At 31.5% G+C, this 12,483-nt stretch carries 12 protein-coding genes; 5 read left to right on the top strand and 7 right to left on the bottom strand.

Features of this window, described 5'->3' with window-relative positions:
* Positions 1–30: 30 nt before the first annotated feature.
* On the bottom strand, positions 31–1,158 hold the full coding sequence (locus Q0C58_RS09430; protein WP_290700571.1) for a VWA domain-containing protein: 1,128 nt from the start codon (positions 1,156–1,158) through the stop codon (positions 31–33).
* A 101-nt stretch (positions 1,159–1,259) separates the two neighbouring features.
* Here Q0C58_RS09430 and Q0C58_RS09425 point away from each other — a divergent pair, with 101 nt between their 5' ends.
* From Q0C58_RS09425 to Q0C58_RS09415, 3 genes are all read left to right on the top strand, one after another.
* On the top strand, positions 1,260–4,463 hold the full coding sequence (locus tag Q0C58_RS09425; RefSeq protein WP_290700568.1) for a hypothetical protein: 3,204 nt from the start codon (positions 1,260–1,262) through the stop codon (positions 4,461–4,463).
* A 70-nt stretch (positions 4,464–4,533) separates the two neighbouring features.
* Positions 4,534–5,154 (top strand): YceI family protein, encoded by a 621-nt coding sequence (locus tag Q0C58_RS09420; RefSeq protein WP_290700565.1) that lies wholly within the window; start codon positions 4,534–4,536, stop codon positions 5,152–5,154.
* A 342-nt stretch (positions 5,155–5,496) separates the two neighbouring features.
* A complete protein-coding gene (locus Q0C58_RS09415; RefSeq protein WP_290700562.1) occupies positions 5,497–6,675 on the top strand; it encodes an LETM1-related biofilm-associated protein in 1,179 nt (392 codons plus the stop codon).
* 20 nt (positions 6,676–6,695) lie between these two features.
* Here Q0C58_RS09415 and Q0C58_RS09410 read toward each other — a convergent pair whose 3' ends face one another.
* The 6 genes from Q0C58_RS09410 to Q0C58_RS09385 form a co-directional block, all read right to left on the bottom strand.
* On the bottom strand, positions 6,696–7,649 hold the full coding sequence (locus tag Q0C58_RS09410; RefSeq protein ID WP_290700559.1) for a Fic family protein: 954 nt from the start codon (positions 7,647–7,649) through the stop codon (positions 6,696–6,698).
* 66 nt (positions 7,650–7,715) lie between these two features.
* Positions 7,716–8,471: a LytTR family DNA-binding domain-containing protein gene (locus Q0C58_RS09405; RefSeq protein WP_290700556.1), complete on the bottom strand. Its 756-nt coding sequence runs from the start codon at positions 8,469–8,471 to the stop codon at positions 7,716–7,718.
* 210 nt (positions 8,472–8,681) lie between these two features.
* Positions 8,682–9,023: a 2TM domain-containing protein gene (locus Q0C58_RS09400; protein ID WP_290700553.1), complete on the bottom strand. Its 342-nt coding sequence runs from the start codon at positions 9,021–9,023 to the stop codon at positions 8,682–8,684.
* 6 nt (positions 9,024–9,029) lie between these two features.
* Entirely contained in the window at positions 9,030–10,370 is a 1,341-nt protein-coding gene (locus tag Q0C58_RS09395; protein ID WP_290700550.1) for a 2TM domain-containing protein, read from the bottom strand.
* Positions 10,371–10,387: 17 nt separating this feature from the next.
* Complete coding sequence (locus Q0C58_RS09390; RefSeq protein ID WP_290700547.1) at positions 10,388–11,023, bottom strand: hypothetical protein; 636 nt, start codon at positions 11,021–11,023, stop codon at positions 10,388–10,390.
* A gap of 10 nt (positions 11,024–11,033) precedes the next feature.
* Entirely contained in the window at positions 11,034–11,453 is a 420-nt protein-coding gene (locus tag Q0C58_RS09385; RefSeq protein WP_290700544.1) for a DUF2141 domain-containing protein, read from the bottom strand.
* 194 nt (positions 11,454–11,647) lie between these two features.
* On the opposite strand from Q0C58_RS09385, the gene Q0C58_RS09380 reads away from it, so the two are divergent.
* Positions 11,648–12,085, top strand: coding sequence for a hypothetical protein (locus Q0C58_RS09380; RefSeq protein WP_290700541.1), 438 nt, complete (start codon positions 11,648–11,650; stop codon positions 12,083–12,085).
* Positions 12,078–12,483 (top strand): hypothetical protein (locus tag Q0C58_RS09375; protein WP_290700538.1); only part of this gene is annotated, 406 nt, incomplete at its 3' end. The genes Q0C58_RS09380 and Q0C58_RS09375, both read left to right, overlap by 8 nt.

Below are 12,483 nucleotides of genomic sequence, written 5' to 3'. Positions count from 1 at the left end.
TTTCTTTTTATTTGTAACAGCTAATAGCTGTTAGCCTTTAATTCTCTTTTTTCTATTGGTTTCGTAATCTTCAAAAATCATTTCACCTAATCCTTTTAAACCTGTGTAGAATGCTTTGCCTTGATTTGCTTTTGTAAATTTTTCTACAAATTGCATTAAATAATTATCCTGAGCAATCATAAAAGTTGTTATAGGTATATGTAATCGTCTTGCTTGTTGTGCTTGCGCATAACACTTGTTTGTTATGTATGGGTTTAGTCCATTACTGTCCTTATAATAAGTACCATCTGGCATTTTTAAACAACTTGGTTTACCATCGGTTATCATAAAAATTTGTTTATTGGTATTTCGTTTTCTCCTCAATAAATCCATAGCCAATTTTAAACCAGCCACAGTATTTGTATGGTAAGGTCCTACGTTTAAATATGGTAAATCTTTAATTTTAATTTGCCATGCATCATTTCCAAAAACTAAAATATCCAAAGTATCTTTTGGGTAGCGCGTGGTTATTAATTCTGCCAAAGCCATCGCTACCTTTTTTGCAGGTGTGATGCGATCTTCGCCATAAAGAATCATACTGTGGCTAATATCAATCATCAACACCGTGCTCATTTGAGATTTGTGTGTGGTTTCTTCAATTACCAAATCGTCTTCGGTTAATCTAAAATCATTAATCCCATTATTTATTTGTGCGTTACGCAAACTTTCTGTCATTGAGACTTTATCTAAACTATCACCAAATTGGTAATTTCTAAAATCTCCAGTATGCTCATCTCCTATTCCAACACCTTTACTTTTATGGTTTCCAGAACCACTACGTTTTATACTCCCAAAAATTTGATCTAATGCAGACTGCCTTATCGCACGTTCTGTTTTGGCAGTAATACCTGTTCCTTTTTTACCGTCTGGTTTTATTTCTTCTCTTATATAACCTTTCTCCTTAAGATCCTCTATAAAATCCTCAATGGTATATTCTGGAGTTGTAAGCTTATACTCTTTATCAAGTTCTTTTAACCAATCAATCGCTTCATCAAAATCTCCAGATGTATGTGTGATTAGTTCTTTAAAAATATCAAAAAGCACCTCAAAAGGTGTTTGAGAAGGTGCTTTGTATTCTTTAAATACAAAACCTTTTTTGTTTAATTTGTCGTTTTTCATTATACTATAAAATTACGGCTTTTTACTTCAAAAAATAAGCGCATTAACACGTATTTAAGATTTACTTACTTAACTTTATTACAAATTAATAAACCATAAAAATGAAAAAACTATCCTTCCTTTCTTTATTACTCTTTGTATCAATAGTTTCTGCTCAAGAATTCTCTATGGACTTGGTCAAAAACATGAAACCTAGAAATATTGGTCCAGGAGGTATGTCTGGTCGTGTAACTGCAATTGACGCTGTACATAGTAATCCAGATATTATGTATGTTGGTACGGCTTCTGGTGGTTTATGGAAGTCTACTTCTGGTGGAATAAAATGGACACCTATTTTCGATAAAGAAGTTACGGCTTCGGTTGGAGCAGTTGCTATACAGCAATCAAATCCAAGTGTTATTTGGGTTGGTACTGGAGAAGGCAACCCGAGAAATAGTTTAAATGGAGGTTATGGCATTTATAAATCTTTAGATGCTGGAAGAAGCTGGAAATCTATGGGTTTAGAAAAAACACGACACATTCATCGTATTGTAATTGATCCAACGAATCCTAATATAGTTTATGCAGCAGCCATTGGCAGTCCTTGGGGAGAACACAGTGAGCGTGGTGTTTATAAAACTACAAATGGTGGCGAAACTTGGGATAAGATATTGTTTGCAAATACTAAAACTGGAGCTGCAGATTTGGTTATGGATCCTACTAACCCAAATAAATTAATTGCTACACTTTGGGAACACAAACGCGAGCCATGGTTTTTTAATTCTGGTGGAAAAGGTTCTGGTTTACACATCACACATGATGGTGGAAAAACATGGAAGAAAATTACAGAGAAAGAAGGGTTTCCAAAAGGCGAATTAGGTAGAATTGGAGTTGCTATTGCGAGAAACAAACCAAATATAGTTTATGCTTTAGTTGAAGCTAAAAAGAATGCACTTTACAAAAGTGAAGATGGTGGTTTTAGTTGGAAAATGATTAATAATAAAAGCGATATTGGAAACAGACCGTTTTATTATTCTGAAATATATGTAGATCCACAAAATGAAAACCGTGTGTATTCTGTTTTTACCTATATAAATGTGAGTGAAGATGGCGGAAAAAACTTTAAACAGTTAATGCCAGCATATGGCGTAAGTAATGGTGTACATCCAGACCATCATGCGTGGTGGATACATCCTGAAAACGGCAATTTTATGATTGATGGTAACGATGGCGGCATGAATATTACCAAAGATGGTGGAAAATCTTGGCGCTTTATTGGGAACATGCCAGTCGCTCAGTTTTATCATATTAATGTAGATAATGAGGTGCCATACAATGTTTATGGTGGCATGCAAGACAATGGCTCTTGGAGAGGACCAGCTTATGTTTGGAGAGCGCAAGGCATAAGAAACAGTTATTGGCAAGAAATAAGTTTTGGTGATGGTTTTGATGTTATTCCAGATCGAGACGATTCTCGTTATGGCTGGACTATGAGTCAACAAGGTTATGTAAGTAGATACGATTGGCAAACAGGAAATAATTATGGTGTACAACCAGTACATCCAAATGCAGAGACTTTACTACGCTTTAATTGGAATGCTGCAATAAACATAGATCCTTTTAGTAATAAAACGCTATATTTTGGTAGTCAGTTTGTTCATAAATCTAATGATAAAGGAGATACATGGACCGTTATTTCTCCTGATTTAACAACCAACGATCCTGAAAAACTAAAGCAACGCGATAGTGGTGGAATAACAATTGATGCTACAGGAGCAGAAAACCATTGTACCATTTTAGTTATTGAACCATCACCTTTAGAAAAAGACATGCTTTGGGTTGGTACAGATGACGGAAGAGTTCATGTCACCCAAAATGGTGGTAAAACTTGGGACGATGTTAGTAGAAATTTAAATGGCTTACCAAAAGGCAGTTGGATAGTACAAATTAAAGCTAGTAATAAGAAAAAAGGAGAAGCACTTTTAGTTGCTAACGATTACAGACGCTTTAATTTTGAACCGTATGCCTACCGAACAAAAAACTACGGAAAATCTTGGGAGCGCATTGTAGATTCTAAAGACGTAAAAAGTTACACACTATCTATAGTTGAAGATTTAGAAGAACCAAACCTACTATTTTTAGGCACAGATGATGGATTGTATGTTTCAACAAATGCAGGACAAAAATGGACAAAATGGACAGAAGGTTTTCCTACAGTTCCTGTTAAAGATTTAGTCATTCATCCTAGAGAACATGATTTAGTTATTGGTACTTTTGGGAGAGCAGCTTGGATTTTAGACGATTTAAGACCATTACGTGCAATTGCGAAAAATGAAGTATTAAACAAAAAACTAGAACTATTCTCACCACCTATAGCATACAAAGCTGCATACCAACAACCAACTGGAAGTCGTTTTGGAGCTGATGCCATGTACTTTGGAGATAATAGAGGATCTGGCGGACGATTTAGATATTATGTAAAAGTTGATGAAACGGCTAAAAAAGACGACAAGAAAAATGAGGATAAAGAAGACGAGGAAACTTCTGAAGAAAATAAAAATGAAGTAAAATGGGATTCTATAACTATGAAAATCTATAATAACGATAAGTTAATTAGAACCCTAAAACGCAAAACGCCAGACGCTACTGGTATATACAACTGGACATGGCGATTACGAGAAAAAGGTGTTGATTTCCCTTCTAAATCTATTAGGAAGAGAACAAATGAGCCAAGTGGTGTTATAGTAAAACCTGGAACGTATAAAGCGGTAATGCATTATGGTAATATTTCTTCCGAAGAACAAATTACAGTAAAAGAAGATCCAAGAATTAATGTCTCTTCAGAAAACACAGACGTTATTTATTCTGCTTTAAAAGTTATTGAATTTAATAGACAAACAATGACTGATGCTACTAAGCAATTAGCAGAGAGTAAAAAAACTGCTGAGAAATACAAAAAGAACCTTAGCGCTTTAGATAAAGAAAAATACAAAGACGAAATAAAAGCATCAAAGGATATCATTAAAAAAATAGACGAATTATTCGCTATCTATTTTGGAAAAGAAGACGAACGTCAAGGTATTGTTCGTAGTAATTTACCAACTGTTAATTCTCGATTAAATAAAGCAAACAGCTATATTCGTTCTAGACAAAACGGTTATACAATTACAGAAACAGACTTATTTAATCATGCAATAGCTGCTTTAAATAATGCTTTAAAACAAACAAATACATTTTTTACAGAAGAATGGAAACCTTATCAAGAAAAAATTGAAAGCTTAAGTGTTTCAGAATTTAAGGCTATAAAAGAGTTCAGAACAGATTAATAAAAAGTTTCTTGTTAAAAACCATTAATAAGCTTAACTTTATAAACTAGAATTTAAACTACTTATTACCATGAAAAAAATAGTATTACTCTCATTATTAACGGTCTTAGCATTTACTACAAGTTGTAAAAACGAAGCTAAAGTTTCTGACACAGAGAAGGTAGTAACTGAAACAGCTAACTTTGTAGTTAAACCAGAAGGAACCTCTGTAAAATGGACTGCCTACAAAACAACTAAAAAAGTACCTGTTGGTGGACAATTTAATATCTTAAAATTTGAAGACAAAAAAGGAGCGACTCCTGAAGAGGCATTAAATAATTTAAGTTTCTCTATTCCTATTAGTGGATTATTTACAAATAATGATGCTAGAGATTTAAAACTAAAAACTTCATTTTTTGGCGAAATGTTAGATCCTGAGTTTTTAAAAGGAACCATTAAACACAATAAAGGCACCTATACAGCTTCTATTACAATGAATGGTATTACTAAAGATTTACCTTTAGATGTGAAAATTACAGATGAAAGACGTGTAACGATGTCTGCAACTATGGATCTTAAAGAATGGGATGCTTTAGGCGCTTTAAGTGCTTTAAACAAGGTTTGTTTCGATTTACATAAAGGAGCAGATGGTATTAGTAAAACTTGGGAAGATGTTGCTATTGAAGTCACTACCTTTTTAAGAAAAAACTAATATTATAAAGCAACAATTTAATAGCCTTTAAACATAGACTATTAAAGCAATACTACTGTGTCTTTGCCTTAAAAAATTGCAATGACGCAGTACTTCCTGTAACTGATAGCACATCAATTTAAGCTCCAACTACCCTAAATAAACCTGCAACAGCTATAACGGAATCTCCTAATAAAATTTTACTTTTTTATAATAAATGATACTTTTGTTAATTAATTTTTTAACTCTCATTTCTACATACAAGTAATTTGAAACTCGGTTTTATTAAAATTATGTTACCCTAAAAAACGCGTTAAAAAGTGAGTTGAAAAAACTAACTTTGTTTTCCTAAAAAAATAGCAAGTGAACCCATCTGCTTCAGGCTGGATTAAAAAACTAATATTAATAAACAGTAAGGAATTCTCCAAAGAATTTACATCGCTTAATAGTTTATATAAAGCGCTTATTCCTTGTGGTTATATCTATGGAAGTAACACGAACATTGTAAATAATTTAATTGATAAAGTCGATTTTTCTTCTGAAGAAATATGTAAAATCAACCATCTTATTGCATTATATATAACACATAATAGTATAAAGCCTGATGATGATTTTATTAAAAACACCATTCAGTTTTATAAAAAAATTAATGCTCATAAAACTAATTTCCTATTAGATATTATTAGTAAAAGTGATACTACAGAGACACTTGAAAAGATTATTCATAAAAGAATTCAAATAGATAACAACCTCATCGACAAAAGCTTTAATTATTTTATTACCAATGCCCTACTTTTTATAGATGTTTTAGCATACAAACAATATTTAACCACTGGAACTATTTCTGAAGCCTCTATTATTAAAGAAGAAAGTGCTATAGAGACTATTGTTTTAAAGACATTAAATTCTAAAATTAAAAAATCAAAGTACGATAAAAGTCTTATAAATTTGTTTGAGCAATCTTTACGATACCAACAAATGAACAAGCTTGATTTTGATTATTATGAAGCAATTAACGTTTTAAAAACACCTTTAGAAAAACAGTACATTCTAAATCTAGCATGCATGTCTACTTGGTCTGATAAGATTATAGATGATAACGAGCGTTACTTTTTATTTCAATTAGGAAAAGATCTAGATCTTGAAACTAAAGACGTAAACAATGCAATGCAATCTATTACAGATTTTTATCTAAAACATAAAAAAGACATTGTGTTATTAGGCTCTAAAAATATTGTAAAATCTTTTTACAACAACTCTAGTGCTATGGTGAAAAAGTTAATTTCACGAAATAGTAAAAGGTTACAAAAAGAATTATTCCAGAGTAAAGAACTCATGTTGCTTTTATCAAAATCTACGGTTAAAGACCTTTCTAAAGAAGAGCAAAAAAAAGTAAACGATCAATTACTAGATATTTTTAAAGCCATACCAAGTTTGGCTATTTTTTTATTGCCAGGAGGCGCTTTATTATTGCCAATAGTAATTAAGTTTATCCCAAAACTATTACCATCTGGATTCGATGATAATAGAATTGAAGATTAATTAATTTAAACGTATTTAGCCTAACGCTTACGTGCTTTACTAGCAATGTAATTATTTATGGCTTCTTTGGTTGTGTACCAATTTCTACCTTCTTTATGTGCATCAATTTTACCTTGCCTTGCCAATAAACTAACATATTCTTGACTGTAAGCCACGTCTGGTTCTTTAACAATATCACTAATTATTTGATAGTCTTTATCATGCTCTGGTAAAGCTGTTAAATAAATATTTGTTGTACGCTCTAAAGCTTGAGCCATTAGTAACATTAATTTTGAGTAGTTACCTTTATTGGCTTGATTTAAAGCTGCATAATATTTATTTCTATCATTTTTTAAAATAATAGCTGGCGGAAAGCCTTCACGCATTAATAACAAATTCATGACTAAACGAACTGTACGACCATTACCATCGAAGAATGGATGAATATGCACAAATCTATGATGAAATACTGTAGCCAACTCGACACTATTTAATTGTAAAGGATTCTCGTTTACAAAGTCTACCAACTCGTTAAGTAATTGATGTACTTTACGTGCGTTTGGTGGTACAAAATTAGCACCACTTATTCTAACTCCTGCATTACGTAAACGTCCTGCAAAGTCATCTTCTATGGTTCTAAGCACTAAGGCATGCAAAGACATTATATCTTTACTACTTAAAACATAATCTGGTTTAACTAAAGTATATAAATAGTTTATGGCATGCTCGTGGTTTTTTGCTTCAAAATGCTCACGAAGCGATTTGCCTTTTATAGTAACGCCTTCTTGTAAAATCATTTTAGTTTCACGAAGATTAAGCGTATTACCTTCTATACTATTAGAATTGTAAGTCCATTCTATAAGTAAAGCTTCTCGAATACCTAATAAAGCTGTATTAGGAAAAGGTCTCAGTTTTTTAAGGTACTGCACCTTCTCTTCCAGACGTATAAACGTTTCTTTTAAATCTTCTCTATATGTTGTATCCAATGTTTCCACATTACAAAGATACAAAACTTTATCGGTTAATATTAAATTAAAATCTATCCGATGTTAACCTGTTTTTTACTCTAACCAATTTTTAAAATCCTTTACACGCTCTCGTGCCACAATAACATCTTGCTCATTATAAGTATTTAATTTAATTTGTAATCTCGAATTAGTATAACTCACCATGTCTTTAATAGCTTGAATGTTTATAATGAATTTTCTATTAATTCTAAAAAATTGCTCAGGAGTTAATTCGTTTTCTAAATTATCTAAAGTTGTATCTAACAAATAATTTCTTCCTTGTATTGTATGTAAATAAGTGCCTTTGTTTTCACTAAAAAAACATTCAACATCCTCAATATTAATCAATTTTAAATGCTGTCCAACTTTTACCGAAAACCGTTTTTTATACTCGCGTTCTATAGGATTGATAAGCAGTTTTTTAATTTCATTAAAATCTAAAGTTACACTCTGCTTTTCTGGTAGTCGTTTTTTAAATTTTGAAACTGCATTTTCCAACTCTTCATCGTCTATTGGCTTTAAAAGATAATCTATACTATTAAGTTTAAAGGCTTGTAAAGCGTACTCATCGTATGCAGTTGTAAATATAATAGCCGAAGTAATGTTTACAGCATCAAAAATCTCGAAAGATAAGCCATCACTTAATTGAATGTCTAAGAATATTAAATCTGGATGTTCGTTATTTTTAAACCATGTAATAGATTCTTCTACAGAATGCAACATGGTATCAACTTCAATATCAAGCGCTTTTAGCATACGTTGTAAACGTCTTGCTGATGGTTTTTCGTCTTCTATTATTATTACGTTCATTGTTTTAATGGCTTTTAGTTTTTGGCTTTTAGCCTTTAGCTGCTTACTCTCGTGCTAAAACGCTATCGATTATACTATTGCTGCCTGCGTTAAGGATGGAGGCATTGTTGAAGCTCCTCGCAGAGAGCGACTGCCGAGAGCCTGACCTTTAGGTAACGCCCAAAAAATATACTTCTCATACTTTCAACTTTTCTCTTTTAACTAAAACAATTATTCCCAACGCTTCTCTTCGTCGTCCATAATTTTTTCGATTTTTCGTTTTTCCCAAGCTTTGCTAAACATAAAGTTAGGACCAAAAACACCCATAAAATGAAAAACCAAACCAATGCCCCAAAAAATGGGTGTTGAGAACACTCTAATACTCCAAAAATCTTCACCATTTAAGTGTTGAGAGGTTGTAAAAACAATAAAAATATTTACTAAAACATACCAAAACAAATGCCAGTAGAAACCAACTATTTTTTTTACTCGTTTTTTTGCTCTTAAATAAGCTTCTTCACGTTCATAATTGCTTTGAGGGTCGTTAAAAGGCTCTATGTTATATGGTTCCATAATAAATTAGTTATAGCGTTTGTTTTGTTCTTCTTCCATAAATTTCTCAATCTTACGTTGTTCCCAATCGCGTCCTAAAACGCCATCGTTTACATACACTTTGTAAGCATGAAAAGCCAAGCCTAATCCCCAACCAAACATGGGAAAGAAAAACCATTTATATTGCCAAAAGGTTTGGTAGTTTATAAAAATTAAAAAAGGAATTACAAAGCAATAGGATATTAGGTTGTAATAAAATTCTTTTATTTCATCTACACGTTTGCGTGCTCTCACATATTTGTCGTCAAATTGTTTTTCTGGTAATTGTCTCATCTGTGTTATTTGTTTGGTAAGCATTGGAATAGCCACTTTAAAGCTGGTCTTACTCGCTATAATACTTACTGTTTTGTTTGATAATAATTGGTAGCGTTGTTTAATATTATTTAAACCTACTACACTACTCTTTTTTACTACTTGTTTTGTTTGTAAATTATTTTCTACTATTAGGTTGCCATTGTTTTCGTAAATTTTAATATGTAACGGTTTACTTTCTGTTACTATATTATGTTTTACTGCGTTTTCTAAAAGCAATTGTAACGATAATGGTACTACTTTACTCTCTGGATTTGAGGCTTGCTCTGGAATATCGAAAACGATACTATCCTCGAAGCGCATTTTTAAAAGCGACATATACGTTTTGGCAAACTTTAGTTCCTCGTCAACCGTAATTAAATCTTTATTTTTTTGCTCTAAAACATAGCGATATACTTTAGATAAACTTGTTGTAAATTTTTGTGCATTGTTAGGATTCTCTTCTATTAAACTGGTTAACACATTTAAGCTATTAAATAGAAAGTGAGGATCTAATTGGTTTTTTAAAGCATCAAACTTTGCACTTGCTGTTCCTGCAATAACTTTTTGTTCTGTAATTTTATTTTTCTGATATCTGTTATAAAAATAGATAGCATGAAAAATAGTAACAATAACCATGGTTATCCAAAAGCCAAAGGTGTAGTACTCTAGTTTTTCGTTTAAAATAAAATTAGTTAAAGAACGACCTCCATAAACAAACCATGTAAATGCTCTTAAAAGAAACAATCCAGTAAGTGTAATTAACACAGAACCTATAATACCAATAAAAATACGTTTTAAGCCTTCAGTCTCTTTCCACTTTAATTTTTCAAGAAAACCAAAGTACCTTGTGTTACCAAAGCCTAACACAAAGGCATACAATAGATAAAAACCAAAACTAACTAAGTATGCTTGTGTAGTTCCATTTTTAGTATCGTCGAAAAAAACGGTTCCAACAACAAAAACTAAGGTTCCAATTATAAAAGTTATTAGTAATTCTTTAGCTGTTTTATTCATATTTTGTATTGAAAAAATTATTCTTTACAAGATGCTATCATCTCTTCTATTCTTTCTTTTCCCCAATTAGGATGAAACTTAGATTCTGGTTTAAAGTTAACAAAAAGTTCTAAAGCTTTATCAAATTCCTTGCAAAATGGTTTTGTGTCTTGTCCAAAATATTTTGCACTACCTATATTCCACTCTGCTCTATTTAAAGTTACTCTAGGATTTTTAGCATCTAATTTATAGGCCTTTTCGTAAAGCTGAGATACTTTTGGCGCTAAAACCATTCCATATTTTGCACCATCACTAGCAACATAAACGGTATGTTTCATGGCTTGCATTACCAATATTTCTGGGTTGTCTTTAGAGATTGTTGTAGCATTATTAATAAAATCTTGCGCTCTTAATAATTGTGCATCTATTTTTTTTGCGTCTTGCAGTTTAGAGAAACCGTCGATAATTAAAACTTGTGCTGCATAATAAGATGGTAACCAGTTTTCTTTTTCTGCACTTGCAATACGCTCGAAAAGATTTACAGCATCTTCCGTTTTATTCTCTTGCCATAAAGCAAATGCTTTTTCCATTCCTGTTTGGTATTGTGTTTGTTCTATCTGTGCTTCGACATGAGACGTTATAAGCGTAATGATAATAAGTGTTAATCTGTACATAATGTGTGTTTTAAAGTTTAATATTTTGTGTTACATTTTCCTCGTTTACAATAAAAACAGCATCTTTCCATTTTGGAGGTCCCATAATGCCTCGTGCATTATTGGAACAACCATAATCTTCTTTTGGAATTCCAAATAAATAAGTATCAAGTTTCTTATTGTTGTTTTCATCATGAAATAAAGAAATAGCATAATTTCCTACTTTTACATTTCTAAATGTTACTGAAGCTACGTTAGATTTCACTTTTTCAAGTTTTCCCATTACTCTTTTTTTCATAAAATTAGCTTCACTATCATACAATCCTATAATTAAAGTACCTTTTATGTTATCTATATTAGAAATGTTTACTGTAATTGAATTTTGATCTGTTTGCGCTACAATATTTTGTATTGAAAATGTAATAATTACTATTAAAAGAATATGTTTCATAATGGTATGTTTTAATATTGAAACAAATATCCATCAAGACTACTTCTTTTTAAAAAGTGAATGACTGAATTGTCAATTATTAATGCTGAATTGTAGTCCTTTCATTTTTTATGTACTATTAAAAACAAAATACGTAGTTCTACGTATTTTATTTGAAGTAGATATTACCTAACTTTATAAGATAATTATAATAGATGTCAGAAATTTTTACACCTCAAGTAGTTTGGGTTATTGTGCAAGTATGCATTGGTATTATTGTGGTATTAAACCTTATACTAAATCTAAACACAGTAAAAAACGATACTGTAAATAACAGATTGAGTATTTGGGCAAATGGCCAATTCTTTTTTATCACTTTTCTTTGGGGCGTTTTAGGAGGTCACTTTTTTTTAGGAAGCGCAAAGCCTTTATTTTGTTGCAATTGGTGGTTGCCAGTTGTTATTCTTGTTTTGTTATCTGGAATACTATTTTTACTTAGAAACACCATTAAAATTAAACCTTACCACCAGATTATTTTAATTATTGCAGGTTTGGTTTACGGTCATTTTGTGTGGTCGCAACGTCACGAACCAATGCTTTTTAATACCGAAGGTGAATGTGAAAACACAAGTATATTTTGTAAAGATGATTGAGATAAAAAAAATAGTAAATAGCAACCTTGTAATTAAAAGAATAGAGCTTTTTTTAATCGTACTTTTTATAGTTCTTATTGTTTGGGATTTATACTTAGCAGTTACAAAACCCGAGTTTAATACCATAAGCAGAGTAATACAAGACAATGTAGATAGTGGTAAATACCTTCTCACCTATTTTTGGGGAGCAATATGTGCAAACATATTTTTTCCGCTAAAAAGAAAACCAACAATAAACCCAACCGTTGGAACCATTATAATGTATGTAATTGCATTACTAATTTGGACTGCAAACCCAAAAGAAATGATAGAACCATTAGTAGAAACCAACTTATTACGTTTCGGATTAGGTATGGCATTTGGTTTTATTATTGGCTTTATATTTTGGAGACAACAAG

The organism is Lacinutrix sp. (assembly GCF_023299985.1).
Taxonomy (GTDB): Bacteria; Bacteroidota; Bacteroidia; order Flavobacteriales; family Flavobacteriaceae; genus Lacinutrix.
The sequence above is the reverse complement of the archived record's forward strand: the minus strand, read 5'-3'. Positions and strand labels throughout refer to the sequence as shown.

What these genes read in the sequence shown, in the direction of transcription:
- Q0C58_RS09430 (WP_290700571.1), bottom strand. Translation starts at nt 1,158, where the DNA reads ATGAAAAACGACAAATTAAACAAAAAAGGTTTTGTATTTAAAGAATAC.
- Q0C58_RS09425 (WP_290700568.1), top strand. Translation starts at nt 1,260, where the DNA reads ATGAAAAAACTATCCTTCCTTTCTTTATTACTCTTTGTATCAATAGTT.
- Q0C58_RS09420 (WP_290700565.1), top strand. Translation starts at nt 4,534, where the DNA reads ATGAAAAAAATAGTATTACTCTCATTATTAACGGTCTTAGCATTTACT.
- Q0C58_RS09405 (WP_290700556.1), bottom strand. Translation starts at nt 8,471, where the DNA reads ATGAACGTAATAATAATAGAAGACGAAAAACCATCAGCAAGACGTTTA.
- Q0C58_RS09400 (WP_290700553.1), bottom strand. Translation starts at nt 9,023, where the DNA reads ATGGAACCATATAACATAGAGCCTTTTAACGACCCTCAAAGCAATTAT.
- Q0C58_RS09395 (WP_290700550.1), bottom strand. Translation starts at nt 10,370, where the DNA reads ATGAATAAAACAGCTAAAGAATTACTAATAACTTTTATAATTGGAACC.
- Q0C58_RS09390 (WP_290700547.1), bottom strand. Translation starts at nt 11,023, where the DNA reads ATGTACAGATTAACACTTATTATCATTACGCTTATAACGTCTCATGTC.
- Q0C58_RS09385 (WP_290700544.1), bottom strand. Translation starts at nt 11,453, where the DNA reads ATGAAACATATTCTTTTAATAGTAATTATTACATTTTCAATACAAAAT.
- Q0C58_RS09380 (WP_290700541.1), top strand. Translation starts at nt 11,648, where the DNA reads ATGTCAGAAATTTTTACACCTCAAGTAGTTTGGGTTATTGTGCAAGTA.